25 protein-coding genes are annotated in these 26229 nt (G+C 70.9%); 18 read left to right on the top strand and 7 right to left on the bottom strand.

The annotated features are described in order from the left end of the window. The first annotated feature begins 23 nt into the window (after positions 1 to 23). The 6 genes from ABKA17_RS12325 to ABKA17_RS12300 all read left to right on the top strand — a co-directional run bounded on the left by ABKA17_RS12325 (position 24) and on the right by ABKA17_RS12300 (position 7429). Entirely contained in the window at positions 24 to 1109 is a 1086-nt protein-coding gene (locus ABKA17_RS12325; protein ID WP_353692016.1) for a LacI family DNA-binding transcriptional regulator, read from the top strand. 403 nt (positions 1110 to 1512) lie between these two features. After that, positions 1513 to 2850: an ABC transporter substrate-binding protein gene (locus ABKA17_RS12320; RefSeq protein ID WP_353692015.1), complete on the top strand. Its 1338-nt coding sequence runs from the start codon at positions 1513 to 1515 to the stop codon at positions 2848 to 2850. A gap of 11 nt (positions 2851 to 2861) precedes the next feature. Then, entirely contained in the window at positions 2862 to 3746 is an 885-nt protein-coding gene (locus ABKA17_RS12315) for a carbohydrate ABC transporter permease (RefSeq protein WP_353692014.1), read from the top strand. Continuing rightward, entirely contained in the window at positions 3746 to 4663 is a 918-nt protein-coding gene (locus ABKA17_RS12310; protein ID WP_353692013.1) for a carbohydrate ABC transporter permease, read from the top strand. The genes ABKA17_RS12315 and ABKA17_RS12310 overlap by 1 nt, the downstream gene beginning before the upstream one ends. 22 nt (positions 4664 to 4685) lie before the next feature. After that, positions 4686 to 6272 (top strand): glycoside hydrolase family 43 protein, encoded by a 1587-nt coding sequence (locus tag ABKA17_RS12305; RefSeq protein ID WP_353692012.1) that lies wholly within the window; start codon positions 4686 to 4688, stop codon positions 6270 to 6272. 113 nt (positions 6273 to 6385) lie between these two features. Continuing rightward, positions 6386 to 7429 carry a LacI family DNA-binding transcriptional regulator gene (locus ABKA17_RS12300; protein WP_353692011.1) on the top strand — a complete coding sequence of 348 codons (1044 nt, stop codon included), beginning with the start codon at positions 6386 to 6388 and terminating at the stop codon, positions 7427 to 7429. Here ABKA17_RS12300 and ABKA17_RS12295 read toward each other — a convergent pair. After that, positions 7426 to 9066: a serine/threonine-protein kinase gene (locus tag ABKA17_RS12295; protein WP_353692010.1), complete on the bottom strand. Its 1641-nt coding sequence runs from the start codon at positions 9064 to 9066 to the stop codon at positions 7426 to 7428. The two genes, ABKA17_RS12300 and ABKA17_RS12295, sit on opposite strands and share 4 nt — an antisense overlap. A gap of 70 nt (positions 9067 to 9136) precedes the next feature. Next, the gene (locus tag ABKA17_RS12290) at positions 9137 to 9826 is read right to left on the bottom strand and encodes a ThuA domain-containing protein (protein ID WP_353692009.1); all 690 of its coding nucleotides are present in this window, start codon (positions 9824 to 9826) and stop codon (positions 9137 to 9139) included. A 164-nt stretch (positions 9827 to 9990) separates the two neighbouring features. Between ABKA17_RS12290 and ABKA17_RS12285 the strand changes: the two genes are divergently transcribed. Next, positions 9991 to 10623: a VOC family protein gene (locus tag ABKA17_RS12285; RefSeq protein ID WP_353692008.1), complete on the top strand. Its 633-nt coding sequence runs from the start codon at positions 9991 to 9993 to the stop codon at positions 10621 to 10623. On the opposite strand, the gene ABKA17_RS12280 is transcribed toward ABKA17_RS12285, so the two are convergent. Next, entirely contained in the window at positions 10616 to 11197 is a 582-nt protein-coding gene (locus ABKA17_RS12280) for an O-methyltransferase (protein WP_353692007.1), read from the bottom strand. The two genes, ABKA17_RS12285 and ABKA17_RS12280, sit on opposite strands and share 8 nt — an antisense overlap. A 192-nt stretch (positions 11198 to 11389) precedes the next feature. Between ABKA17_RS12280 and ABKA17_RS12275 the strand changes: the two genes are divergently transcribed. After that, the gene (locus ABKA17_RS12275) at positions 11390 to 11791 is read left to right on the top strand and encodes a VOC family protein (RefSeq protein WP_353692006.1); all 402 of its coding nucleotides are present in this window, start codon (positions 11390 to 11392) and stop codon (positions 11789 to 11791) included. Here the strand turns inward: ABKA17_RS12275 and ABKA17_RS12270 are convergent. Beyond that, entirely contained in the window at positions 11774 to 12460 is a 687-nt protein-coding gene (locus ABKA17_RS12270) for a helix-turn-helix domain-containing protein (RefSeq protein ID WP_353692005.1), read from the bottom strand. The genes ABKA17_RS12275 and ABKA17_RS12270 overlap by 18 nt on opposite strands. A 4-nt stretch (positions 12461 to 12464) precedes the next feature. After that, complete coding sequence (locus tag ABKA17_RS12265) at positions 12465 to 13400, bottom strand: AraC family transcriptional regulator (RefSeq protein ID WP_353692004.1); 936 nt, start codon at positions 13398 to 13400, stop codon at positions 12465 to 12467. 80 nt (positions 13401 to 13480) lie between these two features. Between ABKA17_RS12265 and ABKA17_RS12260 the strand changes: the two genes are divergently transcribed. Continuing rightward, positions 13481 to 14314 (top strand): NmrA family NAD(P)-binding protein, encoded by an 834-nt coding sequence (locus tag ABKA17_RS12260; RefSeq protein ID WP_353692003.1) that lies wholly within the window; start codon positions 13481 to 13483, stop codon positions 14312 to 14314. Positions 14315 to 14392: 78 nt separating this feature from the next. Here the strand turns inward: ABKA17_RS12260 and ABKA17_RS12255 are convergent, their stop codons facing one another. Both ABKA17_RS12255 and ABKA17_RS12250 read right to left on the bottom strand, forming a co-directional pair. Continuing rightward, positions 14393 to 15535, bottom strand: coding sequence for a YihY/virulence factor BrkB family protein (locus tag ABKA17_RS12255; RefSeq protein ID WP_353692002.1), 1143 nt, complete (start codon positions 15533 to 15535; stop codon positions 14393 to 14395). Between the two features lie 76 nt (positions 15536 to 15611). Continuing rightward, on the bottom strand, positions 15612 to 15812 hold the full coding sequence (locus ABKA17_RS12250; protein WP_353692001.1) for a hypothetical protein: 201 nt from the start codon (positions 15810 to 15812) through the stop codon (positions 15612 to 15614). Between the two features lie 142 nt (positions 15813 to 15954). On the opposite strand from ABKA17_RS12250, the gene ABKA17_RS12245 reads away from it, so the two are divergent. From ABKA17_RS12245 to ABKA17_RS12205, 9 genes are all read left to right on the top strand, one after another. Then, the gene (locus tag ABKA17_RS12245; protein WP_353692000.1) at positions 15955 to 17781 is read left to right on the top strand and encodes an amino acid adenylation domain-containing protein; all 1827 of its coding nucleotides are present in this window, start codon (positions 15955 to 15957) and stop codon (positions 17779 to 17781) included. A 66-nt stretch (positions 17782 to 17847) separates the two neighbouring features. Continuing rightward, positions 17848 to 19482, top strand: coding sequence for an acyl-CoA dehydrogenase family protein (locus ABKA17_RS12240; RefSeq protein WP_353691999.1), 1635 nt, complete (start codon positions 17848 to 17850; stop codon positions 19480 to 19482). 383 nt (positions 19483 to 19865) lie between these two features. Then, entirely contained in the window at positions 19866 to 21155 is a 1290-nt protein-coding gene (locus tag ABKA17_RS12235; protein WP_353691998.1) for a GAF domain-containing protein, read from the top strand. A 280-nt stretch (positions 21156 to 21435) separates the two neighbouring features. Continuing rightward, on the top strand, positions 21436 to 22689 hold the full coding sequence (locus ABKA17_RS12230) for a hypothetical protein (RefSeq protein ID WP_353691997.1): 1254 nt from the start codon (positions 21436 to 21438) through the stop codon (positions 22687 to 22689). Positions 22690 to 22706: 17 nt separating this feature from the next. Continuing rightward, positions 22707 to 23279 (top strand): GNAT family N-acetyltransferase, encoded by a 573-nt coding sequence (locus tag ABKA17_RS12225; RefSeq protein WP_353691996.1) that lies wholly within the window; start codon positions 22707 to 22709, stop codon positions 23277 to 23279. Positions 23280 to 23406: 127 nt separating this feature from the next. Next, complete coding sequence (locus ABKA17_RS12220; RefSeq protein WP_310591794.1) at positions 23407 to 23490, top strand: putative leader peptide; 84 nt, start codon at positions 23407 to 23409, stop codon at positions 23488 to 23490. 129 nt (positions 23491 to 23619) lie between these two features. Further along, positions 23620 to 25317 carry a nitrite/sulfite reductase gene (locus ABKA17_RS12215; RefSeq protein WP_353691995.1) on the top strand — a complete coding sequence of 566 codons (1698 nt, stop codon included), beginning with the start codon at positions 23620 to 23622 and terminating at the stop codon, positions 25315 to 25317. Next, positions 25314 to 25493, top strand: coding sequence for a hypothetical protein (locus ABKA17_RS12210; protein WP_353691994.1), 180 nt, complete (start codon positions 25314 to 25316; stop codon positions 25491 to 25493). The genes ABKA17_RS12215 and ABKA17_RS12210 overlap by 4 nt, the downstream gene beginning before the upstream one ends. Continuing rightward, positions 25490 to 26200, top strand: a complete 711-nt coding sequence (locus tag ABKA17_RS12205) for a phosphoadenylyl-sulfate reductase (RefSeq protein WP_353691993.1) — start codon at positions 25490 to 25492, stop codon at positions 26198 to 26200. Before ABKA17_RS12210 ends, ABKA17_RS12205 begins: the two co-directional genes overlap by 4 nt. The last annotated feature ends 29 nt before the right edge of the window (positions 26201 to 26229 follow it).

Genomic DNA, 26229 nt, shown 5'->3' with positions numbered 1-26229 from the left:
GCGACGGTGAAGGAGCCCCAAGGGTGAGTCAGCGCAAGGCTTCGGGCGACGCCGGACGGGCCACCATCCGGGATGTCGCGGAGCGGGCGGGTGTTTCCGTCGCCAGCGTCTCCCGCGTGCTGTCGGGCAACTACCCGGTCTCGGAGGAGCTGCGGCGCCGGGTGATGAAGGTGGTCGGGGACCTCGACTACGTCACCAACGCCCACGCCCGTTCGCTGGCCGGCGGGGGTACGCCCACCGTGGCGATCCTCATCAACGACATCACCGGCGCCGCGTTCGCCCATGTCGCGAGGGGTGTCGAGGGGGCGGCGACGCTGCGGGGCTGGCTCTCGCTGGTCGGGACGACGGGTGACGACCCCGAGCGTGAGCTCGCGCTGGTCAACATGATGCGCCAGCAGGGCGTGGCCGCGGTGGTGCTGCTCGGCGGTGCCTACGACTACGACGAGTACCAGCTGCGCATGGCCCGGTTCGCCCGCTCGCTGGACGCGGCCGGATCGCATCTCGTCCTGGTGGGCAGGCCGCCGCTGGAGGGCGATGTGCCGGCCACGACGGTCGACTACGACAACGAGGGCGGCGCGTACGCGATGGCCAGCCATCTGTTGTCCGCCGGGCACCGCAGGGTCCTGGTGCTGCCGGGTCATTCCGAACTCACCACCGCGCAGGGCCGGTTGACCGGGGCGCGGCGGGCCTTCGAGGCGTACGGGGTGCCCTTCGACCCGGGCATGGTGCGGCACGGTACGTACGACTACGAGCACGGTTACAGCGCCGTCCAGGAGGGCCTGCGGGACGGGCTCGACTTCACGGCGGTGCTGGCCGGGACCGATGTGGTCGCCGCGGGTGCCATGCAGGCGCTGCGGGCGGCCGGGCTGCGGGTGCCGGAGGACGTGTCGATCGTCGGGTACGACGACATTCCGCTGGCGTCCCAGCTGACGCCTCAACTGACCACCGTGCATGTGCCGTACGAGGAGATGGGCCGGGTCGCGCTGCGTGCGGTCGCCGACCGGCGCGAGGGTGGCGCCGGCCGTCGTAAGGGCGACGGCGACCATCTGGTGCTGGGCACCCATGTCGTCGTACGCAACTCCGTCCGACCGCCCGCTCCGCGCGCGTGATCCGCGTGCGGGAGCGGTTTGGAAGCGCTGCGGGAGCGATCGTTTCGTAAGCGTTTTCCAAAGGTTTTTTCGTGGTTCCGCCGAACCGCGCGGCAGGTCCGCCGGGCCCTGGGAGGGGCCCGAGCCACCCGCTCTGAGCTGCGCATACATCTAAAGATCGACGACGGGTTAGGGCGCGCCTCGACATAACGTGACGGACAACCCGGCGTAACAAATTTCCGCGCACCTCTTGCTATGGGATGACCCGTCGTCCTACCGTCCCAGCAACCGCTTACTACCGCTTCCGCTTGGCCGACCCCCCTCAACCGCGAGCCGCGGATTCCGGCCGCCGTTCCCGGCCTGCTAGCCCCCGAGCCGCCGTCCTCGTTCCGAGACGCCCTACTTTCCGAAGGAACACGGTCAGATGAACTTCACCAGCCGCAGGAGAAGGTTCGCCCAAGCCGCCGTCGCGGGTATCGCGCTGACGGGTCTGCTCGCCGCCTGTGGCGGTTCCGACTCGGGAGACTCCGGGTCCGACTCCTCCGGTCCGGTCACCCTCGACTTCTGGGGCTGGGCCAACGGCCAGGAGGCCGTGGTGAAGGCGTTCAACGCCTCCCACAAGGACATCCAGCTGAAGTACACGAAGATCACCGACCAGCTGACCATGCAGAAGCAGCTGAGCAACGCCGTCAAGGCCGAGAACGCCCCCTGTCTGCTGCAGAACACCGGCGAGTACGTGACGAGTTGGGTCGCGCAGGGCGCGCTGGCCGACATCACCAAGTACGTCGAGTCGAGCAAGAGCAAGTTCAACTCCGGCTCGTGGGCGTCCGGCCAGGTGCAGGGCAAGGTCTACGGCGTGCCGACCGCCTCGGCGCCCGCGTTCACGATCTACCGCACCGACATCTTCAAGAAGTACGGCCTGAAGGCCCCGACGACCTGGGACGAGTTCATCGCCGCGGGCAAGGTCCTCAAGAAGCACGACATCAAGATCACCAACTACGCCGGTGAGGACCCGAGCACCCTGGAGGTGCTCGCCATGCAGGCGGGCGCGCACTGGTACGCCATCGACGGCGACGCCTGGAAGGTGGACTTCCAGGACGCGGGCAGCCTCAAGGCCGCGAAGGTGATCCAGGAGATCATCGACAACGACCTCAACGCCAAGCTGTCCTTCGCCGACTACGCGGCCGTACAGCGCAGCTTCGACAACGGCGACACCGCGACCCGGCAGATCTCCACCTGGCAGATGTCCGGCATGGTGCAGAACTTCACCAAGTCCTTCGGCGACTGGGCCCTGTCCCCCTGGCCCACGTTCGCCGGTGAGGCGCCCAAGACGCCGGCGGGCACCAACCAGAGCGGCAACCTGACGCTGGTGTCCGAGCAGTGCAAGCACCAGGAGCAGGCCGCCGAGGCGGCGTTGTGGATGTCCACGGACACCGGTGCGGTCAAGACCATGGCGAGCCCGGAGACCGGCAGCGGTGTGATGCCGGCGCTGGCCGACAGTGACTCCTACGTGCCCGAGGCGATCTCCGAGAAGCTGCTCGGCAAGAACTACACGCCGGCCCAGCAGATCGTGAAGGACAGCCTGAACACCGTGACCACGGACTGGACGTTCGGTCCGAACTGGACCGCGATGTTCACGGAGTTGCAGAGCCAGTGGGGCAAGGTCGTCAGCAAGGAGACGACGGTCACCGAACTCCTGGCCCACATGCAGGAGTGGACGGTCAAGGACCTGAAGTCCCGCGGCATCAACGTCAAGGGCTGAGGCACATCCCGATGATTCGCTCACTGCGCTGGAAGGGTGCCGCCTTCACGGTGCCCTTCCAGCTCGGCTTCGTCTTCCTGTATCTGCTGCCGATCGGGTACGCCTTCTACCAGTCGCTGTACCGTTCGCAGTCCTCCGGTCTGGGCCTGGGCGGCACCACCGACGAGTTCTCCGGCTTCGACAACTACCAACAGGGCCTGACGGACTCCAAGTTCATGGGTTCGGTGCTGCGGGTGGTGCTCTTCGCCCTGGTCCAGATCCCGGTGATGCTACTGATCAGCCTGGTGCTGGCGCTGCTGCTCGACGCGGTGACGGCGAGGATCGCCGGCCGGTTCCGGGTCATGCTGCTGGTGCCGTACATGATCCCCGGGGTGGTGGCGGCGATCGTGTGGATCAACCTGTACAGCCCGGACGTCGGCCCGCTGACCCCGCTCGGCGACTTCTTCGGCTTCCAGTGGAACTTCTTCGCGCCGTCGATGGTGTGGCCGTCCATCGGCAACCTGCTGACCTGGCACGGCATCGGCTACAACATGGTGATCATCTATTCGGCGCTGCAAGGTGTGCCGCGTGAGCTCTTCGAGGCCGCGCGTCTCGACGGTGCCACCGAGTGGCGCATCGCCCTGAGCATCAAGATCCCGTTCGTACGGGGCGCGTTGGTGCTGACCGGCATGCTCTCGATCATCCAGATGCTCCAGCTGTTCAACGAGCCGGCGCTGTTCCGGAACATCACTCCGGAGACGGTCGACGACAGCTTCACCCCGATCATGATCATCTACAACCAGGCGTTCAACGCCGCCAACTACCACTACGCCGCGACGCTCTCGGTGCTCCTCGCGCTGATCCTCGGTGTCGCCTCCTTCCTCTTCTACAGGCTCACCTCGAGGGAGGCCGACTGATGGCCACGACCACCGAATCCCCCAAGCGGTCCGCCGAGGCGTCCGCCGTGCGCCGCCTCAACCGCCCTGATCCCAGGGCCCGTTCACGTGGCGGTCAGCGGTTCCTGCTCGTCGGCCTGATCATGGCGAGTGTCTACAGCCTGTTCCCGGTGTGGTGGCTGATCGTCGCCGCCACCAAGGACCGCACGGGCCTGTACCAGTCCAACGGCCTGTGGTTCTCCGGCTGGCATCTGTGGGACAACGTCCACCAGGTGTTCACCTACGACGACGGCATCTTCCTGCGCTGGACGTTCAACTCGTTCCTGTACGCCGGTGTCGGCTCCCTCGGCGGCACGCTCGTCGCGCTGGCCACGGGCTACGGCCTGGCCCGCTTCGACTTCCCGGGCCGGGGCCTGGTGTTCGCGTGTGTGGTCGGCTCGTTCCTGATCCCGATCGCCCTGCTGACGCTCCCGCTGTATCTGCTGTTCTCGGAGATCGGCCTGGTCGACACTCCCTGGGCGATGCTGATCCCCTGTCTGATCAGCCCGTTCAGCGTCTACCTCGCCAAGGTGTATACAGAAGCCACCATCCCGTACGAGCTCCTGGAGGCCGCTCGTATCGACGGCGCCGGCGAGTTGCGGATCTTCTTCAGCATCGTGCTGCGGATGATGACGACGGGTGGCGCGACGGTGTTCCTGCTGGCCTTCGTGAACACCTGGAACGCCTTCTTCCTCCCGCTCACCGTGCTGCGCGGCCAGGAGAACTGGACCCTCAACCTGGGTCTGTACAACTGGTCCGGCAAGCGCGCGGAGTCCGGCATCGACCTCACCAGTCTGGTCCTGACCGGCGCCCTGCTCTCCATCATCCCGATGACGATCATGATGGTCGCGATGCGCCGCTACTGGCGCAGCGGCGTGACCATGGGCGCCCTCAAGTGACCCTCGCACCAGGAGCCTTGACGTGACGCTGCTGCACAACCCGGTCATCCGCGGCTTCGCCCCGGACCCGTCGCTGGTCCGCGTCGGCGACTGGTACTACGTGGCGACCAGTTCCTTCGAGTGGTTCCCGACCATCCCGATCCACCGCTCCCGCGACCTCGCGCACTGGGAGTACGCGGGCCACGTCCGCGGCGCCGTCCCCGGCGACTCGCTGGCCGGGGTCCCCGACTCGGGCGGCATCTGGGCGCCGTCGCTGAGCTGGGACGGGGAGCGCTTCTGGATCGTGTACTCCGTGGTCCGTTCGGTCGGCACGCCGTACTTCGACGTGGACACCTACATCAGTACGGCGACGGAGGCGGCCGGCAAGTGGACGGCCCCGCGCCGGGTCGCGAGCCATGGCTTCGACCCGGCGCTGTACCACGCCGAGGACGGCCGGCTGTGGCTGCTGAACCTCCAGAACGACTGCCGCCCGGGCGGTCAGCGCTTCGCCGGGATCATGGCCACCGAGCTGGACCGCGAGAGCCTGGAGCGCGTCGGTGACACCCACCTGCTGCTCCAGCACGGACGGCTCGTCGAGGGCCCGAAGCTGCTGGAGCGGGACGGCTGGTACTACCTGGTGCTGGCGGAGGGTGGCACCGGTTTCGAGCACGGGGTGCTGGTGGCCCGCAGCCGCGCGCTGACCGGGCCGTACGAGGTGGACACCCGGCCCCTGATGACGACCCGGGACGACCCGACGGTGCCGTTGCAGAAGGCGGGGCACGCGGAGTTGGTGCGGACGGCGGGCGGCGACTGGGTGCTGAGTCATCTCGCCGCCCGTCCACTGCATACGGTCGACGGTCGCCGGTGTCCGCTCGGGCGGGAGACCGCGATCCAGGCGGTGGTCTGGGACGAGGAGGGGTGGCCGCGGCTGCGGCACGGCGGACATCATCCGGCGGTGGAGGTCGACGTACCGACGCGACGGCATGAGCTGCCGCTGGCGGAGGCCGACGAACCGCTGGGGTGGCCGTGGAGCACACTGCGCGCACCCGTCGACGCGTCCTGGGCCGACACCACCGCCCGCCCGGGCTGGATCCGGCTGCGTGGCCGGCACGGACCGGAGTCCCGGTGGGCGCACAGTCTGCTCGCCCAGCGCATCACTGAGCACCGCGCGGAGGCCGAGGTCACCGTCGACGCGCGGCCCGACACCTTCACCCAGGCCGCCGGTCTCGTGCTCCGGTACAACGCCGAGGCCTATCTGAGCCTGGACCTGACCTGGGCGGAGCCCGAGGGCGAGGGGCAGCATGGGCAGCAGTGGCGCGGCGGCGGACGTACCGTGCTCAGCCTCGTCGAGCGCACGGAGTCCGACACCCGGCAGGTGGCGGTCGTGGAGGTCGACGCGGGCGCGCCGCTGACCCTCGGTGTGACGGTCGACGGCGCCGAGGCGCGGTTCTGGTACGTCCGCGGCGGCCTGCGTGTCCCGGTCGGCGAACCGCTCGACTTCAGCACGCTCTCCGACGACTTCGGCTCCCGGCTCCGCTTCACCGGATCGATGGCCGGCATCCACTCCGTGGACCTCGTCGACGCGGCGTTCAGCGCCGATTTCACGGGGTTCCGGCTGATCTGCTGGTAGTCCTCGGCCTCTTCCCGACTCTCCGCGGCGAACCTAGGGTAGGAAGCGCTTACTATCCAGCCTAGGACGAAAGCTTTCCATGGCCCTCGGGCGGGCCGGAGAGGTGGTTCCCGATGGTCCGTACGGGGAGTGCGAGCGTGGCGGCCGGGCCGACGCTGGCCGTCGTGGCGCGGGAGGCGGGGGTGTCCGTGCCCACCGCCTCCAAGGTCGTCAACGGCCGGGAGGACGTCGCGCCCGAGACCCGCCGCCGGGTCACGGAAGCACTGGACCGGCTCGGCTATGTGCGCAGACCCCGGTTCGACGCGGCGAAACCGCCGGCCCTGGTCGACCTCGTCGTGCACTCGCTGAACAGTTCCTGGTCGGGGGCGGTCCTGCACGGTGTGGAGGAGGCCGCGCACGACGCGGGCCTGGAGGTCGTGGTGTCGGCCGGGCTGACGCGGAAGCGGTACGACCGGCCCGAGCGGGGCTGGCTGGACAAGCTCATCGCCCGTGGTTCGTCAGGGGTGTTGTTCAACCTGGCCGAGCTGACCGCGTCCCAGTACGCCTGGTTGGAGCAGCACCGCATCCCGTTCGTGATGATCGACCCCGTGGTCGAACCGCCTGCGGGCGTGGTGTCGGTGGGCGCGGCGAACTGGCAGGGCGGACTGTCCGCCACCGAGCATCTGCTGGCGCTCGGCCATGAGCGGATCGCGGTGATCGCGGGGCACCGGCGCAAGATGTGCAGCACCGCTCGGGTGGCCGGCTACCGGTCGGCGCTCGCGTCGGCGGGGGTGCGCCAGCGCCCGGAGTACATCCGCCATGCCGGGTTCGACGAGTCCGTCGCCCGCGAACGCATGCTGGAACTCCTCGACCTGCCCGAGCCGCCCACGGCCGTCTTCGTCTGCTCCGACCGGATGGCGCTCGGCGTCTACGAGGCCCTGACGGAACGGGGGTTGAGCATCCCCGACGACATCAGCGTGGTCGGCTTCGACGACCTACCGGAAGCCCGCTGGGCCTCCCCCGCCCTCACCACCGTCCGACAGCCCCTGTCGGAGATGGCGGCCACGGCGACCCGGCTGCTGGTGCGGATGATGGAGGGGAAGAGGCCGGAGGGGACGCGGACGGAGTTGTCTACGCGGTTGGTGGAGCGGGCTAGTACGGGGCCGGTGCGGGCCTAGGTGGCCCGCCAGACCGTCAGGTCCCCCAGCACAAAGCTGACTCCAGGGGAGTCCCACAGTGCGGTCGACTTCACCAGAACCACGAACAGGGCGATCTCTCCGGAGCGATGCTTGATGCAGAACTCGGTGCCGGCCGCCGCGGCAGCCAACGAGAAGTCGCGGTACGTGGGACCCGTGGCGCCGGTGAGAAGGAATTTGCAGTCCTTGTAGGTGGTGCCAGGAGGGGTCAGCACCTGGACGATCTGGCTGTTGTTGCTCTGCAACGAGCAGCTGAAGTCTTCGCAGGTGAAGCGAATATCCCCCTTGCGGTCCTCGCGCGTTCTCGGCTTCTCGATATCGATGTACAGGGAGTTCTTCTCGTTCAGGCTCACAGGGGAGAACGCCTGCTTCACCTGCGGCTGACCAGCCACCGCCGAGGCGGAACTCGACGACTCCTCCGCCGCATCCTCGACCTCCGTGTCCGTCCCAGCCGACGCCGACGCCCCCGCCGCCCGCCCCGACGCCGTCGCACCCGGCGTCGAGGAGAACGTGGCCGTGCCCCGCCCTTGGACGGTCCCGTCCGCCCCTCCCCCGACCTTCCACACCAGCCCCGTCACCAGCAGCGCGCACGCAGCCACAAGCCCGCCCGCGATCAGTGCCATACGACGACGCCCACCCCCCTGCCCCGGCACCACCGGTACCGTCGCCCGCGCCGGCGCGATCAGCGGCATCGTGTGTACGGGCGTCGGGTCGGGTACCGGAGCCGGGACCGTCACCTCGGGTCCCGTGATCTCCTGCCACACCGCCGGTCCGCCGCCCGCGTCCGCGTCCCGGCCGAGCCGCTGTCGGCACCACTCGACGACCTCGGCGAGGGTGGCCCGGTCCTGGGGCGCCCTGGCGAGGCACCGCTCGATCAGCGGCCGGAGCGAGTCGGGGAGGCGGGACAGGTCGGGGTCGGAATGGACGATCCGGTAGAGGATCGTGGCCGAGGGGCCGTCGCCGTACAGCGGTGAGCCGAGGGCCGCGAACGCCGCGGTCTGACCGAGCGCGAAGACGTCGGTGGCCGGGGTGATGGCACCCGCGACCGCCTGTTCCGGCGCCATGAACTGGGGTGTTCCGACGGCGGCGCCCGTGGCCGTGTGCGCGGTGAGGTCGGCGGCCAGGGAGATGCCGAAGTCGATGACCCGGGGGCCGTCGGCGGCCAGGAGGACGTTGGAGGGTTTCAGGTCGCGGTGGACGATTCCCTCGCCGTGGATGGCCTGGAGCGCCTCGGCCACGCCCGCCATCAGCCACAGCACCGCCGGTACGGGCAGGGGTCCGCGCCGGTGGACGGCCTCCGCGAGGGAGGGGCCGGGGACGTACACCGTGGCCAGCCAGGGCGGGTTGCCGTCGGCGTCGGCGTCGAGCAGCTCGGCGGTGTAGGCGCCCCGCACCCGCCGGGCCGCCTTGATCTCGCGGCCGAAGCGACGCCGGAAGTCGACGTCGTCGGCCAGTTCCGGGCGTACGACCTTGATGGCGACCGGCCGGCCGCCCGCCGTGTGCGAGAGATAGACCCGGCCCATGCCACCCGCGCCGAGCCGGGCGGCGAGACGGTAGCCGGCCACCACGGACGGATCGTCCACCTGTAGTGGCTGGAACACGTCAGCCGCGTTGTTCACTGTCCCCCAGCTCCCCTGATCCCCTGATCCCCTGTCGCACCGATCCGATCATCCGTGCGACGACAGCAGCCTAAAGGGTTTTCTGTGAGCTCTGACCAGGATCGGGACCGCGACCCTCCAGCCGGGCCGCCCACCTGATCCCGCCCAGCAGGTGCGCCCGGAAGTCGGGGTCCTCGTACGCCTCTGAGGCATGGCCGAGCGCCGTGTAGAAGACCCGGCCCGCGCCCTGTTCGCGGCACCACACCAGTGGGTGGTCGTCGCCCATGCCGCCGCCGTCGTACGTCGACTCGTCGGCGGAGGCCAACACCCGTACCGAAGCACGCGGGTTGGTGCGGAAGTCGTACCACTCGTCGGTGAAGTCCCATACGGCGGGCAGGTGTCGGGTGGCCGGGTGCTCGCGGTCCTCGATCACGGCCTTGCCGGGCTGGTACTCGGGGTGGCGGTCGAACCGGGCGCCCAACAGCTCGCCGTAGTACGGCCATTCGTACTCGGTGCAGGCCGCCGCGTGGATGCCGACGAAGCCGCCGCCCGAGTCGACGTAGGAGGCGAGCCGTTCGCGGCCGGCCGGGGTGAGGATCTCGCCGCTGGTGGAGAGGAAGACTACGGCGGCGTAGGCGTCGAGAGGCTGTTCCAGAGCCGCCGGGTCCTCGCTCGCGTCGACGTCGAAGCCGCCGAGGGTGCGCAGGGCGGTGATGCCGGCCGGGATGGAGTCGTGGCGGTAGCCGGTGGTGCGGGTGTGGACGAGGAGTCGCGGTGCCATGCCGTCGACCCTATGCGAGCGGGGGCACCCCTCCCACCTGCCGAAACGTGCGAAATCTTTCGGTCCGCTGGGACGCGCGGCCCCCGTCGGGGGCCTCGTGACACGCCGTCCCGCCGCACAGGTGTTCCATCTCCGAGGCGGCTCTGCGTAGCCTCGACCGCACGATGAACACGATTCCCGCACGGTTGGACCATCTCGTCCTCGCAACCCCCGATCTGGCGGCGACGGTCGCCGACTTCACCCGGCGTACCGGTGTGGCGCCCGCGCCCGGCGGGGCGCACATCGGGTTCGGCACCCGCAACCACCTCGTGTCGCTGGGTGGCACCGGCTATCTGGAGATCATCGGCCCGGACCCGGAGCAGCCCGAGCCGCGGGGGCCGCGCCCCTTCGACGTCGACGCGCTGACCGCGGCGCGCACGGTGACGTGGGCGATCAGCCCGCCCGACCTGGACGCGGCGGTGGCGACGGCCCGCACCCGTGGGTACGACCCGGGCGAGGTGCGCCCGATGAGCCGCCGCAGACCGGACGGCAGCCTGCTCCAGTGGCGGCTGACGGACGGCGACACCCAACACCCCTCCGGGCTGGTGCCGTTCCTCATCGACTGGGGCACCACGGTGCACCCCTCCGCGTCGGGTCTGCCGACCACTCCCCTGCTCGCGCTCTCCGCGACCGCTCCCGACCCGGCGGAGATCCGTCTCCTCCTCGCGGCCCTCGACACCGAACTCACCCTCACCCAGGGGCCGGTGGGGCTCTCCTTCACCGTGGACAGCCCGTCGGGGCCGGTCACCTTCAGCTGACCGCGCGCACCGCCATCAGCAGCCCGCTCGCCCAGGCCAGCCGGACGGTACGGAAGTCCTTCCGGCCCTCCAACTCGGCCAACAGCCCTACGACGGAGGCCTCGTGGCCCTCGGGCCAGCCCGGCTGGGGATCGAGGTCGTCGATCAGATAGGTGCCGCCGGAAGCCACCAGGTCCAGGGCCCGGTCCAGGTGGGTGAACTTGCCCGGCCAGGTGTCCGCGAAGACGAGGTCGAAGGGCTCGCCGTCGTACTCCTCCAGCCAGGCGCCACCGTCCCCGCCCACGAAGGTGACGCGCGGATCGGCGCCCAACTCGGCGCGGGCGATGCCCTGTACGGCGCTGTCGAGCTCGACGGAGACCAGACGGGCCGCCGGGGACATCCCGCTGAGCAGCCATGCCGCTCCCTCGCCGACACCGGTGCCGAGCTCCAGGATCCGGCCCGCCGGGCGCGTCGCCGCGAGCACCGCCAGAAGGCTGCCGGTGCGCTCCTCGCAGGACATGGTGAACCCCGCGTCCCGGGCGGCGGCGCGCAGATCGGTCACGGCGGCGGGGATACGGCTCGGAGTGTCGTCCATCCGGACATGATCCGAGGCCGGGGGCTCATGGACAAGGCGATACCGAGACCCCGAGGCCCGAAGCCTCGAAGCCCCGTGGACAACGCGACGGATCATCACGCCCCCCAACGCCCGAACCCCCCGAACCCCCGAACCCCCCGAACGTCCGATTCCTTCAAGACCGCCCTCCCCCACCCCACCTACGGTGGCCGCATGACTCCACGATTCGATGCCATCGGCCTGATCGTCTCCGACATGGCCGCCTCCGTCGCCTTCTACCGCCGTCTGGGGTTCGAGTTTCCCGAGGGCGCCGAGAGCGAGGGGCATGTCGAGGCCCAACTGCCCGGCGGGTTGCGGCTGTTGCTGGACACCGAGGACGTGGTGCGCTCCTTCCACGCGGCCTGGCGGCCGCCGAGCGGCGGCGGTCGTACGGGCCTCGCCCTGCGGTGTGACAGTCCCGCCGAGGTGGACGCGGTGTACGAGGAGCTGGTGGGCGCCGGTCACCACGGTGAGCTGAAGCCGTGGGACGCCTTCTGGGGCCAGCGGTACGCGAGCCTGCTGGACCCGGACGGCAACGGCGTCGACCTGTTCGCGCCGCTACCCGGGGCCGAGTAGCACGGTCAGCGGCACCCCCGCCAACTCGCGGACGTCCCGGGCGAGATGGGCCTGGTCGGCGAAACCGGTCCGGAACGCGGTCTCCGCGTACGGCACTCCGCCCCGGGCGAGTCCGAGCGCCCGCTGGAGCCGCAGCACCCGGGCGAGGGTCTTGGGGCCGTACCCGAACGCGGTCAGGCTCCGGCGGTGCAACTGCCGGGCGCCGATGCCGAGTTCGTCTGCGGTCGCGGCGACCGGCCGCCCGGCGTCGAGGGCCGCAACGAGGTGTCGTAGCAGCGCGTCCGGCGGGTCCGCATCGGCGGCCCGTGCCAGCGCCACCTCTTCGAGACCGCTCGCCGGATCGTCGGCGGCGTTCACCCGCGCGGTGAGCCGGCGCACCTCGGCGGCCGGCCAGAGGTCGGTGAGGTCGACGCGCCGGTCGCGCAACTCGTGGGCCACAACCCCGAGCAGGGCCGGTGCCGTGCCCGGGAAGAAGCGGACGCCCGCCCACAGGCCCGGCTCGCCGTCGGGGACGTAGGCGCGGGTGTCGGGTCCGGCGACCAGGAGCCGCCCGTCGCGCCACAGCAGATCCATGCAGCCGTCGGGCAGGACGCGACCGGGGCCGGGGCCGGACGGGGTATTGGTCCAGACGACGGCGCCGGTGAGCCGGGAGGGCCTCTCGACGTACACGTGCCTAGGCTCCCCTCCCCCGATGCTCCTGCGGGCTCACTCCGTAGACCCGTTTGAAGGCGCTGGACAGCGCGAAGGCGCTGCCGTACCCCACCTGCCGGGCGATGGCCTCCAGGGTCGCGTCGCTGTCGCGGAGACGGTCCGCGGCGAGCGCCAGCCGCCAGCCCGTCAGATAGGTCATCGGGGGTTCGCCGACCAGCTCGGTGAACCGCCGGGCCAGCGCGGCCCTCGAGACGCCCGTCTTCGCCGCGAGGGACGCCACCGTCCAGGGATGGGCCGGGTCGTCCTGGACGAGTCGCAGCACCCGCCCGACGACCGGGTCCGCCATCGCCCGGTACCAGGCCGGTGCCGCCGCCTCCGGCCGGGAGAACCACGCCCGCAGCGCCGCGATGACCAGCAGGTCCAGGAGTCGGTCGAGGACCACCTCCTGGCCGGGCTCGTCGCGCACGATCTCCTCCATGAGGAACGGTGTGAGCGGGCAGTCCCACACCTCGGAGGTGAGCGTGAGCAGCGGCGGCAGCGCGTCCAGCAGGCGCCCGCTGACCTCGCCCTGCCACAGATAGGTGCCGATCAGCATCACGGCCGAGCCGTCGAGCCGGTCGCCCCAGGTGCGTACGCCGAGGTCCATCACGCCGTTGAGCGACCGCCCGTCGGGGTAACTGCACTCGGCGCCCGGCAGGATCACCGCCTGCGGCGGTGTGCCGGGGTCGTCGGCGCAGGTGTACGGGTCGGGGCCGCGGGCGATGGCGAGGTCGCCGGGGCGCAGGCGTACCCGCTCCCCCGCGTCCGGGGTGATCCACGCCTCGCCGCGGACCATGAGCATCACGGTGAGCGGGGCGCGGTCCTCGATGCGCACGCACCAAGGGGGTTCGAAACACGCTCGGATCATGAAGGCGCCCCGCGCGCGGGGGCCTTCCAGGAGACCTGCGAGAGCGTCCATCCGGTCAGCGTAGACGCCCGCTTATGGGAATGAGCCGTTCAGCGATGGGGTCTTGTGGCGGGCGGCCGTTGACTGGAGGCATGACGGAGAACACGGCGAAGAAGACAGTTGTGGTGACCGGCGCCTCGGGTCGTACGGGCAGCCGGGTGGCCGAGGCGCTACGGGCGGCGGGGTTCGAGGTGCGGGCCGCGTCCCGCGCCCAGGGGTTCGACTGGGAGAACCCGACGACCTGGGCGGAGACCCTGCGGGACGCCGACGCGGCGTATCTGATGTACCCGTCCGACATCGGCTCCCCGGCGGCGGCCGAGGGTGTCGGGGCGCTCGCCCGGGAGGCGGTCGGGCTCGGCGTACGGCGGCTGGTGCTGCTGTCGGCGCGGGGCGAGACGCAGGCGCTGGCGACCGAGGAGGCGCTGAAGTCGTCGGGGGCGGACTGGACGGTCGTACGGGCCTCGTGGTTCGCGCAGAACTTCAGCGAGGGGCCGCTGGTGGCGGAGCTGCGTCGGGGGGAGCTGGCGTTCCCGGCGGGTGAGGTGCCGGAGCCGTTCCTGGACGTGCGGGACATCGCGGATGTGGTCGCGGTGGCGTTGACGTCCGCGGACGGCTATGTGGGGCGGACGTTGGAGCTCACGGGGCCGCGGCTGCTGTCGTTCCGGGACGCGGTCGCGGAGATCGCCGGGGCGACCGGCAGGGAGCTGACATACGTCCCGGTTCCCGCGCGGGCGTACGGGGAGGCGCTCATGGGGTTCGGGGTGCCGGCCGAGGAGGCGGAGTTCCTGGTGGAGGTGTTCGAGGGGCTGCTCGACGGGCGGAACGCGCATCTCACGGACGGGGTCCGGGAGGTGCTGGGGCGCTCGCCGCGGGACTTCGGGGACTTCGTACGGGAGGCCGCCGCGGCGGGGGTGTGGAAGGGGTAGCGCCCCGCGCGCCCCGCGCGCCCCGCGCGCCCATGCCCTCAGGCCCTCGCGCCCCCTCGTGGCGCCGCCGGGGCCGCCTCAGGAACTCCCGTTGTCCTTGTGCGGCGGGTGGGTGCTCTTCACATGGGTCCGCAGCCTCGACGTCACGTCCTCCGGCGGCAGGAACCGCGACCAGCGTTCCGGGAACTCCGAGGGCATGTCGGGGTCCTCGGGGTCGACCTCGCGGTGCGCGGCGGCCCGGGCCACGTACTCGGCGACCTGGGCCTCGCGCACGCGTTCGTTCGCGGCGCGGGCCGCGGCCGTCGCGGCGGCCGGCCAGACGCGGTCGATGGCGGCGTTGACGGCGGCGCCGACGAGGACGGCGAACGCGGACACGCCGATCCACAGCATCACCGCGACGGCGGCCGCGAGCGAGCCGTAGATCGAGGCGCCCTCGATGGTGTTGGTGAGGTAGATGCGCAGCAGGAAGCTGCCGAACACCCACATGGCGAGGGCGACCAGCGCGCCGGGCACGTCCTCGATCCAGGGCGAGCGCACGGGGACGGACACGTGGTAGAGCGTGGTCAGGAAGGCGATCGACAGGAGCATCACGACCGGCCAGTACAGGACCTGTACGACGGTCTCCGACCACGGCACGATCCGGACCACCGCGTCCGGGCCCGCGACCATCAGCGGCAGCGCGATCGAACCGATGAGCAGGGCCGCGAGGAAGAGCAGGAAGGCCACCAGGCGGGTCTTGACGATGCCACGGACGCCGTCGAGGCCGTACATGACGGTGATGGTGTCGATGAAGACGTTCACCGCTCGGGAGCCGGACCACAGGGCGAAGAGGAAGCCTATGGAGATGACGTCGGGGCGGCCGCCGTTCATCACGTCGTCCAGGATCGGCTGCGCGATCTGCCGTACGCCCTTGTCGGACAGGACGGTGCGCGAGGCCTCCAGGATGTTGGCCTCCAGGCTGCTGATGCTGTCGGTGCCGGTCCAGTCGTCGACGTAGCCGAGCAGGCCGATCATGCTGAGCAGCAGGGGTGGCACGGACATCAGGGTGAAGAACGCGGCCTCGGCGGCCAGGCCCAGGATGCGGTACTCCATGCAGGAGTTGACGGTGTCCTTGAGCAGCAGCCAGGCGGTCCTGCGCTTGGAGACGTCCCGATAGAGGGCACGCGCCCGGTGGAGACGGCCGGAGGGGGGCCGCTGGGGGGATTCACTTGCTGGCTGCACGCCCTAAAGGTATCCGTCGCGGGAGGCTGCACTCATCCCCCGGGTGGTCGGGCGGGCCGCGCGCCCCCAGGGCGATTCAGGCCTTTTTACTGTCATGTCCGCGTTGGCCGAATTGTTCGGTCATCGATATGAACGGCCTGCTCGGGAAATTCACAACGCCCGAAAATGGGCCATTGACCGCAATACCCTTGAAGTGTTCATGAATCTCCCGAAACAATCCCGATTGCATTCGTTGCGACTGCCGCATGGCCTGTGACGTGCCGTTCTCCGCGGTCACTCCCCTCACTTCCAGAACATTTCACATCGCATTTCTCACCGCCCCCGGGGAACTGCACCCATCACCGAGGAGCTCTTGTGCCGAACGGCACCGAACGCGTTCTCGCAGAATTCCCGACATCCCGCGGCGGGGAGGTGCGGCCGTGAACACGTTCCCGCGCTGGACCCTCGACCCGAGGCCCGGCACCGCGGAGTACGAACTTCCGCTGCCGGACGGCCTGTCCGTCGACGCACGGACCGTACGCGCCGCTCACGACAGGGTGCTCGCCGCCTTCTGTGCCGACCGCGACGACAGCGTGCTGCGTGTCACCGTCACCGGACGCACCCTGCGCCTGCGCTACCGCACCGACGTCCTGGACCGCGAGGCCGCCGCCCGGATCACCGGCTACCACCTCACGGCCCTCACCACACCGGTACGGCGGAGCCTGCTCTCCGAGTCCGAACTCCGCTTCCAGCTGGAGGAGTCGGCCGGACCGCGGCGACCGCTGCCGGGCCGGCGGCTGCACGAGCTGTTCGAGGAGCGGGCCGCCGCCCACCCGGACACGGTCGCCGCCGTGCAGGCGGACAGACAGTGGACGTACGGCGAGCTCAACTCGCGGGCCAACCGGATCGGCCGGGCGCTCCTGGAGCACGGGCTGCGGCCTGAGGGCGTGGTCGCCGTGCTCATGGAGCGCAACCTCGACTGGCCGGCGGCCGTGCTGGGCGTCCTCAAGGCGGGCGGGGTGTATCTGCCGATCGAGCCGCACCTCCCGGCCGCACGCGTCAGGGCGATCTTCACCCGCGCCGACTACGACCTCGTCCTCACCAAGGACTCGGTGGCGGCCGCCTACGAGGAAGAACACGAGGACACGGACCTCGGCGTCCCCGTCGCGGCGGACCGGCCGGCCTACATCTGCTTCACGTCCGGCGCCACGGGCGAGCCCAAGGGCGCGATGTGCGAGCACGCCGGTTTCGTCAACCACGTCCTCGCCAAGCTGGAGGCCCTGGACATCGGCCCCGGCCAGGTGGTCGCGCAGACCGCGCCGCAGTGCTCCGACATCTCCCTGTGGCAGCTGCTCGCCGCGCTGCTGGTGGGCGGGCGGACGCTGCTGGTCGGACCGGAGACGGTTCTGGACGTGCCGCGGTTCGTGGACACGATCGAGCGCGGCCGGGTCGGTGCGCTCCAGGTGGCGCCGTCGTATCTGGAGGCGGTACTGGACGAGTTGGAGCGGCGACCGCGTGAACTGCCCCATCTGCGGCGGGTGTCGGTGACCGGGGAGCCGGTGCGCAAGGAGCTGGTGGAGCGCTGGTTCGCGGCCCGGCCCGGGATCCCGCTCGTCAACTCTCATGGTCTGCCGGAGACTTCGGACGCCACCATCCACGAGGTCATGGACCGGGTGCCGGACGAGGACCGCGTCCCGCTCGGGCGGCCCGTCGCCAACGTGCGGATCTACGTCGTCGACGAGCACATGGTGCCCGTGCCGCTGGGCGCGCCCGGCGAGATCGTCTTCTCCGGCGTGTGCGTGGGCCGCGGATACGTCAACGACCCCGACGGCACAGCGGCGGCGTTCGCCGAGGATCCGTACCGGCCCGGCGAGCGGCTCTACCGCAGCGGGCACCGTGGGCGCCGACTGCCCGACGGCAAGCTGGAGCTCCTGGGCCACCGGGACGGCCGGGTGGAGATCCGCGGCTTCCGTGCCGAGACTGGCGAGATCGACGAGATCGAGAACGCTCTGCTGCGGGTGCCGGGCGTCCGGGAGGGCGCGGTGGTCGTCGTCGGAGGGACACGGCTGGTGGCGTTCTGCACCGGCCCGGCGCCGGTGGCCGCGGAGGTCGTACGGGAGGAGCTGGCCGCCTCGCTGCCCACGCACCTCGTGCCGTCGGTCGTGCACTGGCGGCAGCGGCTGCCGCTGACCGCCGACGGCACGACCGACCGGGACACGCTCACCGAGCTCGCGGGCCCCGCGGGCCTGCTCGACCGGACCGCCTGAGGGCAGCCGCGACGGACCCGTACCCGCCGAACGACATCTCTCCCGCACGGCGGGTAGGTTCCAGACATGGCAGGCAGCACGCACACCGTGACCAACCAGCCCCCACCGTTGATCGGCTACGACGTCTTCACCGCGGACAGAGCCCTGGTGGAGGCGGTGGAACGACATGTGGATCCCGGCAGCCTGGACGACGTCCGGAGCGAACTGGCCGCCCTGGGCCGTACCTCCGGCTCCGCCCAGGTACAGGAGTGGGGCGCACAGGCCAACGAGAACCCACCCCGCCTCAAGACCCACGACCGCTACGGACACCGCGTCGACGAGGTCGAGTTCCACCCCGCCTGGCACCGCCTCCTCGGCAAGGGCGTCTCCGCCGGTCTCACCGCCGCCTGGAACCGCCCCGCGGGCCATGTACGCCGCGCCGCCGCGTTCCTGGTCTGGACCCAGGTGGACGCCGGCAACCTCTGCCCCCTGTCGATGACCCACGCCGCCGTACCCGCCCTGCGCACGGACCCGGCCCTCGCCGAGGTGTGGGAGCCCCGGCTGACCTCGATGGTCTACGACCGTGAACTGCGCCCCGCCGACCGGAAGGCCGGCGCCCTGTTCGGGATGGGCATGACGGAGAAGCAGGGCGGCAGCGACGTCCGCGCGGGCACCACCCGGGCCACGCCCCTCGCCGAGGACGGCACCTATGAGCTGACGGGCCACAAGTGGTTCTGCTCGGCCCCCATGTCCGACGGCTTCCTCGTCCTCGCCCAGGCCCCCGACGGCCTCACCTGCTTCCTCGTCCCGCGCGTCCTGGACGACGGCACCCGCAACCCGCTGCGTGTCCAGCGGCTCAAGGACAAGCTCGGCAACCGCTCCAACGCCTCCGCCGAGATCGAGTTCGACGGGACCTGGGCCCGCCGGGTCGGCGAGGAGGACCGGGGGGTGCGGACCATCATCGAGATGGTCGCGGCGACCCGGCTGGACTGTGTGCTCGGTTCGGCGGGCCTGATGCGACAGGCGGTGGCGCAGGCGGTGCATCACTGCACGCACCGCGAGGCGTTCGGCGGGAAGCTCGTCGACAAGCCGCTGATGCGCAATGTTCTGGCCGATCTCGCCCTGGAGTCCGAGGCGGCGACGACCCTCGCACTGCGGCTGGCGGCCGCCTACGACGACGGCGGCGAGCAGGAGCGGGCGTTCCTGCGGATCGCGGTGCCCGCCGCCAAGTACTGGGTGACCAAGCGCTGCCCGCCGGTGACGGTCGAGGCCGCCGAGTGCCTGGGCGGCAACGGCTACGTCGAGGAGTCGGGCCTGCCCCGGCTGGTCCGCGAGTCACCGCTCAACTCGATCTGGGAGGGCGCCGGCAACATCCAGGCCCTGGACGTCCTACGGGCTCTGCAACGAGAGCCGATGGCCCTCAACGCCTACCTCCAGGAGGTCGGCCGGGCCCGCGGCGCCGACCACCGCATGGACGCCGCGATCAAGAACCTGCTGACAGAACTGGCCGACCTGGACGGCATCGAGGCACGCGCCAGACGCCTGACGGAACGACTGGCCCTGGTCCTGCAAGGCGCCTTGCTCGTCCAACACGCCCCACCAGAGGTGGCCGACGCGTTCTGCGCGTCCAGGCTTGGCGGAGACGGAGGCGCGGCCTTCGGCACACTGCCGTCGACGCTGGACCTGGCATCGGTGGTGGACCGGTCAAGGCCGCAGGCCTGACCGTCCAGGGGCGCGGGGCTGTGTCGATCTGCGGCTACCGCCGCGCGGGCGCGACCAGGCACCCCCTGCCGCGAACCCCCGCCCAACCACCGGAGGTAGGGGGTGGTGCTGCGCCGACACGGCACCACCCCCGCCTTGGCCCGTTCGAGGCCGCGAACGCCGCTCGGGACGGCGTCGCTCAAGTTTCAGACAGCGCCGGTCCGTCCACCAGGGTTGCAGGGGGTTGCAACTTGCTGCTGACTGTGGCCGGACTGTGTCCCTCCGCGAGGGGCGAAAGGCACTATGAGACGGACAGTCAGGACGGACGTCGCACACGTGGCCGAAAGGCGACGAGGAACCGGTTGTCCGAAGCCCCGCAGCAGCCCCTCATCCGGGAGGAACCCGTGGCGCACTCGCCGACGGACGTCACGCAGCTCGCAGCCGTGGACGCGGCACGTGCGGCGCGGGTGCTCAGCGACGTGCGTTCCGCCACCCTCGCCGGTCAGCGGACGCCGGTCGCGCCGCGCCCGGTGATCGAGCAGTCCTGGGGGCGGATGCTGCGCGGCGGAGTCGATCCCGACCACGACTTCCGGGCCGGGCTGCTGTCCCGGGAGGAGGTGCAGCGGCGCCGGGAGACCTCGGAGCTGCGGCATGTCCTGCCGGTGCTGCGGCAGGGGCTGCTGTCGGTCGCGGACGTCGCCCACCACATCATGGTGGTTGCCGACGAGCAGGGCCGGGTGCTGTGGCGGGAGGGCAGTTCACCGGTGCTGCGCAAGGCCGACGGGACCGGTTTCGAGCTCGGCGCGGACTGGCGGGAGAGCGTCGTCGGCACCAACGGCATCGGCACTCCGGTGGTGGCGCGGCGGCCGGTGCAGGTGTTCGCCTCCGAGCACTTCGTGCGCTCGCAGACCTCCTGGACCTGCACCGGGGCGCCGATCACCGACCCGCGGGACGGCCGGCTGATCGGCGTGGTGGACGTCAGCGGGCCGCTGGACACGATGCACCCGGCCACGCTCGCCTGGGTCGACTCGGTGGCCAAGCTCGCCGAGGCGCGGCTGCGGGAGCTGCACCAGGTCTCGCTGGAGCAGTTGCGCGCGGTGGGGGCGCCGGTGCTGGCGCGGCTCGGCGGCCGGGCCCTGGTGGTGGACGGGGACGGTTGGACGGCCGCGGTGACCGGGATGCCGTACCAGAACCGGATCGGGCTGCCCAAGTCGCTGACGGCGGGCCGCCGGTGGCTGCCGACGCTGGGGCTGTGCTCGGTGGAGCCGCTCGCCGGGGGCTGGCTGGTGCGGGCCGCGGCGGAGCCGGTGCCGACGGGCGCCACGCATATCCTCCTCGATCTGTCGCAGCCGCGCCGCTGGTCGGTGACGGTGTCCGGTATCGCCGGGTCGTGGAGCCATGAACTGAGCCCCCGGCACGCCGAGTTGCTGTATCTGCTGGCGGTGCACCGCGGTGGCCGCAGCGCGGCGGGGCTGGCCGAGGACATGTTCGGCGATCCGGAGCGCCGGGTGACGGTGCGTGCGGAGATGTCCCGGGTACGGCGGTATCTCGGGGGACTTCTGGAACACCGGCCGTATCGTTTCTGCGAGGGCGCGGAGGTCGAGGTCCTCCAACCCGCCGACCCGCATGACCTGCTGCCGCACTCGACGGCGCCCGCGGTGACCGGCAAACGGTTGTCCACACCGCTCCCCTGAGACACCCAACAGGCGGCATCTTCCGCATATTTGCAGGGTCTTCGTCACCGACCGGGTCCTACTGCCGTAGCATCCCCCTACGGGCCACCCCACCTGCTCCTCAGGTCAACGCACGGATCACCAGGCGCAGTTGGCCCGCCTCGGCCGGCGAGGGAGCCAAAGGGGCGCGCCGGTGTCGAGAGGCCGAGCGCGCGGAGGCCCGAAGGGCTGAGCACGGTCGGACTGTCGACACCGACTGAAGCGCCCCGGCGGCGAGGGAGTCCTGAAAAAAGGGGACGACATGCAGCATCGCGGCAGACACCGCAGGCGGAAGCGGGGCAGAGCCCTGCGCGCCTTCCTGGCCGGGACCGCCCTCGCGCTCACCGCGGCGGCCACGATGATCAGCGCCTCCCAGGCCACCGTGGCCGACGATCCCGGAGCGCTGAGGCCGCTCGCCACCTCCGCCGAGACGGACGTACTGCGGCTGCGCGAGCACCTGGAGCCGCAGGCCGCCCTCGACCGGCTCGCCTCCTCGATGGGCAGGCCCGTCGGGGTGAGCGCCGTCCTCGACAGCGCCGACCGCACCCTGCGCACCGGTGCCGACTGCACCTCGGCCGAGCAGCAGGCGCTGCCCGTCGAGCCGACCGCCACGCGCGCGTACTGCTGGGACGCCGCCGACACCCGGTCCTGGCGGGCCGGAGCGGTCACCACCTCCGGCGACGCCGACGACGACGGCCTGTGGGGCCAAAACCGGGTGATCCTCTCCGCCTGGTCGCAGGGCGCCCACAAGCCGGCCCGGGTGGCGTTCATCGACGCGGGCGACCTGAACCGGCTCACCTACTCCTGGGTCCTGCTGACCGTCCCGGTCGACGGCGGCCGCGACTACCGCGCCCTCGACTCCCAGGTCTCCGGCATGGTCTGGTACCAGGACAAACTGCTGGTGACCGCCGCCGAGGGCCTGTACGTGTACGACATGGACCGCGTCCAGCGCGCCACGGTCGACAGCCCCGCCGTGGGCCGCGTCGACGGCGGCTGGGCGGCGCACGGCAACGGCTGGGTGCTCCCCGCCGTCGGCACCTACCGCGCCCCGGGCGTCCGGCCCGACTACATCTCCCTGGACCGCAGCACCTCCCCCGACAGCCTGGTCGCGAGCGACTGGGTCTCCAAGGACGACGACCGGGACGTCCAGCTGTGGCGCTACGACTTCAGCCGCACCTCCGACCGGACCGGCCTGCTGGACACGGACACAGCCGGGTACACGCGCGTGGACGAGGCGTACGAGACGAAGGTCACCGGAGTCGGTGCCGTCCTGTCCCGCGACTCCGAGTGGTACCTGGGCCGCGCCTCCGAGGAGCGGGACGGCCACGGGACGCTGTGGCGGCAGGACGCGACCGGTGCGCGGGCGGGCCGCTGCGGCACCGACGAGTCGAGCCGCTGCTGGAGCACCGAGCCGGAGTCCTTCTCCTACTGGGAGGCGACCGGCGAGCTCTGGTCCCAGTCCGGCCGGACGCTGTTCGCCCTGCCCCTGGCCTCGGTCGACAGATCCTCGGACTAGGTGATTCCCTGACGGGCATGGCCAACATCCCCGTGACCACCTGGTCCCTGGAGCAGACCGACCCGAGCGACATCCTTCCGGCCGCCGGCCCGGACGGCGACGTACGGATCGTGCGCTCCGAGGTCCCCTCCCCCGAGTTCAGCCGTTTCCTGTACGCCTCGGTCGGCGGCGACATCCGCTGGATCGACCGGCTCGGCTGGACGTACGCGCAGTGGGAGGAGCACCTGGGCCGACCCGGTGTGGAGACCTGGGTGGCGTACGACCGGGGCACGCCCGCGGGATACGTGGAGCTGGAGCCGCAGGACGACGGGGTCGTGGAGATCGTCTACTTCGGGCTGATCCCGGCCTTCCGCGGCCGCCGGATCGGCGGCCACCTGCTGTCGTACGGCGCCGCCCGCGCCTGGGATCTCGCGGACCGCTGGCCGGGGCTGGCGCCGACCAAGCGGGTGTGGCTGCACACCTGCAGCCTGGACGGCGAGCACGCCATGGACAACTACCTGCGCCGGGGCTTCCGGCTCTTCGACACCAAGGTCGAGGAGGAGCCGGACGTGACCGCTCCCGGCCCCTGGTCCGGTGCATACCCCTCCTGACCTGCGCGGACAAGACCGCGTGCGCGGCATGTGATCGAGGACACCCTTGTCTCGCTCTTCGAGACAAGGGTGTCCGCATGATGGACGAAGCTGGACTGTGTCCAGATCTCCGTGCCACGCTTCCGTCATGTCTGGAACTGGAATTGCCTTGGTGAGTCGGCGGCACGTCGACCTCGGCCGCATGTCCAGCGCCATCTGTCCGGCGCGCTGACGAGCCGCAGCACGCCCGACATCTCCTGACTCTCTGTCTTCTCCTGCGCAACGAAGCGCACGTATGCCCATGCGCCCGCACGCGCAGGTCAGAGCCGCTTTCCCGCCTGTCCCGAAGGACGAATGAATCATGGCCGCCACCCCGCAGAACCCTGCCGCCGCAGCGCCCCGCCGCAAGGTGAGCCGTCACCGCGGTGAGGGTCAGTGGGCCGCGGGGCACCACACCCCGCTCAACGGCAACGAGCAGTTCAAGAAGGACGACGACGGTCTCAATGTGCGGACACGCATTGAGACGATCTACTCGAAGCGCGGTTTCGACTCGATCGACCCCAACGACCTGCGCGGCCGGATGCGCTGGTGGGGCCTCTACACCCAGCGCAAGCCCGGGATCGACGGCGGCAAGACCGCGATCCTGGAGCCGGAGGAGCTGGACGACAAGTACTTCATGCTGCGGGTGCGCATCGACGGCGGACGCCTCACCACCCAGCAGCTGCGCGTGATCGGCGAGATCTCCGAGGAGTTCGCCCGCGGCAGCGCGGACGTCACCGACCGGCAGAACATCCAGCTGCACTGGATCCGCATCGAGGACGTCCCGGAGATCTGGAACCGCCTGGAGGCGGTCGGTCTGTCCACCACCGAGGCCTGCGGCGACTGCCCGCGTGTGGTCATCGGCTCCCCGGTCGCCGGGATCGCCGAGGACGAGATCATCGACGGCACCTGGGCGATCGACGAGATCCACGAGCGGTACATCGGCAGCCACGAGTACTCCAACCTGCCCCGCAAGTTCAAGACGGCGATCTCCGGCTCCCCTCTGCTCGACGTGGTCCACGAGATCAACGACATCGCGTTCGTCGGTGTCGAGCACCCCGAGCACGGCCCCGGTTTCGACGTGTGGGTCGGCGGCGGTCTGTCCACCAACCCCAAGCTCGGCGTCCGGCTCGGCGCCTGGGTGCCGCTGGACGAGGTGCCCGAGGTGTGGGCCGGCGTGGTCGGCATCTTCCGTGACTGGGGCTACCGGCGGCTGCGCACCCGCGCCCGTCTGAAGTTCCTCGTCGCCGACTGGGGCCCGGAGAAGTTCCGCCAGGTCCTGGAGGACGACTACCTCCAGCGCAAGCTGGTCGACGGCCCCGCGCCCGCCGAGCCCTCGGGCCGCTGGCGCGACCACGTCGGTGTGCACCGCCAGAAGGACGGCCGTTTCTACGTCGGCTTCGCGCCGCGTGTGGGCCGCGTCGACGGTGCCACGCTGACGAAGATCGCCGAGGTGGCGGAGGCGCACGGCTCGGGCCGGGTCCGTACCACCGTCGAGCAGAAGATGATCATCCTCGATGTCGAGGAGGCTCAGGTCGAGCCCCTGGTCGAGGCCCTGGACGCGCTGGACCTGACGGCCCGGCCGTCCTCGTTCCGGCGCGGCACCATGGCCTGCACGGGCATCGAGTACTGCAAGCTCGCCATCGTCGAGACCAAGGCGCGCGGCGCCGCGCTGATCGACGAGCTGGAGCGCCGGATCCCGGAGTTCGACGAGCCGCTCACCATCAACCTCAACGGCTGCCCGAACGCCTGCGCCCGTATCCAGGTGGCGGACATCGGTCTCAAGGGCCAGCTGGTCCTCAACGACCAGGGCGAGCAGGTCGAGGGCTACCAGGTGCACCTGGGCGGCGCCCTCGGTCTGGAGGCCGGGTTCGGCCGCAAGGTCCGTGGTCTGAAGGTCACCTCCGAGGAACTGCCCGACTACGTCGAGCGGGTCCTGAAGCGCTTCCAGGCCGAGCGCGAGGAGGGCGAGCGGTTCGCCGCCTGGGCCTCCCGCGCCTCCGAGGAGGCCCTGTCGTGAGCGAGCGGGCCGCCCCCTTCTACTGCCCCTACTGCGGCGACGAGGACCTCCGTCCGTCCGAGGAGGGCCACGGCGCGTGGGAATGCGCCGCGTGCAACCGCGCTTTCCAGTTGAAGTTCCTCGGGCTCCTCGCCCGGGGTCTTCAGCAGAACGAAGCAGGGGGAGAGCAGATATGACCGCCGTTCAGGAAGAACGTACGACCGACGACCTCAGGGCGCTCGCCGAGCAGGCGGGCCGTGACCTCGAGGACGCCTCGGCGCTGGAGATCCTCCAGTGGGCCGTCGACACCTTCGGCAAGAGCTTCTGCGTGACCTCGTCGATGGAGGACGCGGTGGTCGCGCACCTCGCGTCCCGTGCCCGCAAGGGCGTGGATGTCGTGTTCCTCGACACCGGCTACCACTTCGAGGAGACCATCGGCACCCGCGACGCGGTCGAGGCCGTGATGGACGTCAACGTCATCACGCTCTCACCGACGCGGACGGTCGCCGAGCAGGACGCCGAGTTCGGCCCCAAGCTGCACGACCGCGACCCCGACCTGTGCTGCAAGATGCGCAAGGTCGAGCCGCTGGAGCAGGGCCTGACCGACTACCTGGCCTGGGCGACCGGTCTGCGCCGCGACGAGTCCCCGACCCGGGCCAACACCCCGGTCGTCGGCTGGGACGAGAAGCGCCAGAAGGTCAAGATCTCGCCGATCGCCCGCTGGACCCAGGACGACGTGGACGCCTACGTGGCCGAACACGGCGTACTGACCAACCCGTTGCTGATGGACGGCTACGCGTCCGTCGGCTGCGCCCCCTGCACCCGCCGGGTCCTGGAGGGCGAGGACGCGCGCGCCGGCCGCTGGGCGGGCCGCGGCAAGACCGAGTGCGGGCTGCACGGATGACCGCCATCGGCGCAATCGACGCCATCGAG

The organism is Streptomyces sp. RG80 (assembly GCF_040446465.1).
Taxonomy (GTDB): Bacteria; Actinomycetota; Actinomycetes; order Streptomycetales; family Streptomycetaceae; genus Streptomyces.
The sequence above is the reverse complement of the archived record's forward strand: the minus strand, read 5'-3'. Positions and strand labels throughout refer to the sequence as shown.

Excerpts from the sequence above, each read along its gene's own strand:
- ABKA17_RS12230 (WP_353691997.1), top strand. The coding sequence starts at position 21,436 with ATGCAGCATCGCGGCAGACACCGCAGGCGGAAGCGGGGCAGAGCCCTG.
- ABKA17_RS12215 (WP_353691995.1), top strand. The coding sequence starts at position 23,620 with ATGGCCGCCACCCCGCAGAACCCTGCCGCCGCAGCGCCCCGCCGCAAG.
- ABKA17_RS12220 (WP_310591794.1), top strand. The coding sequence starts at position 23,407 with ATGTCTGGAACTGGAATTGCCTTGGTGAGTCGGCGGCACGTCGACCTC.
- ABKA17_RS12300 (WP_353692011.1), top strand. The coding sequence starts at position 6,386 with ATGGTCCGTACGGGGAGTGCGAGCGTGGCGGCCGGGCCGACGCTGGCC.
- ABKA17_RS12205 (WP_353691993.1), top strand. The coding sequence starts at position 25,490 with ATGACCGCCGTTCAGGAAGAACGTACGACCGACGACCTCAGGGCGCTC.
- ABKA17_RS12285 (WP_353692008.1), top strand. The coding sequence starts at position 9,991 with ATGAACACGATTCCCGCACGGTTGGACCATCTCGTCCTCGCAACCCCC.
- ABKA17_RS12280 (WP_353692007.1), bottom strand. The coding sequence starts at position 11,197 with ATGGACGACACTCCGAGCCGTATCCCCGCCGCCGTGACCGATCTGCGC.
- ABKA17_RS12315 (WP_353692014.1), top strand. The coding sequence starts at position 2,862 with ATGATTCGCTCACTGCGCTGGAAGGGTGCCGCCTTCACGGTGCCCTTC.
- ABKA17_RS12225 (WP_353691996.1), top strand. The coding sequence starts at position 22,707 with ATGGCCAACATCCCCGTGACCACCTGGTCCCTGGAGCAGACCGACCCG.
- ABKA17_RS12275 (WP_353692006.1), top strand. The coding sequence starts at position 11,390 with ATGACTCCACGATTCGATGCCATCGGCCTGATCGTCTCCGACATGGCC.
- ABKA17_RS12290 (WP_353692009.1), bottom strand. The coding sequence starts at position 9,826 with ATGGCACCGCGACTCCTCGTCCACACCCGCACCACCGGCTACCGCCAC.
- ABKA17_RS12310 (WP_353692013.1), top strand. The coding sequence starts at position 3,746 with ATGGCCACGACCACCGAATCCCCCAAGCGGTCCGCCGAGGCGTCCGCC.
- ABKA17_RS12240 (WP_353691999.1), top strand. The coding sequence starts at position 17,848 with ATGGCAGGCAGCACGCACACCGTGACCAACCAGCCCCCACCGTTGATC.
- ABKA17_RS12260 (WP_353692003.1), top strand. The coding sequence starts at position 13,481 with ATGACGGAGAACACGGCGAAGAAGACAGTTGTGGTGACCGGCGCCTCG.
- ABKA17_RS12265 (WP_353692004.1), bottom strand. The coding sequence starts at position 13,400 with ATGGACGCTCTCGCAGGTCTCCTGGAAGGCCCCCGCGCGCGGGGCGCC.
- ABKA17_RS12320 (WP_353692015.1), top strand. The coding sequence starts at position 1,513 with ATGAACTTCACCAGCCGCAGGAGAAGGTTCGCCCAAGCCGCCGTCGCG.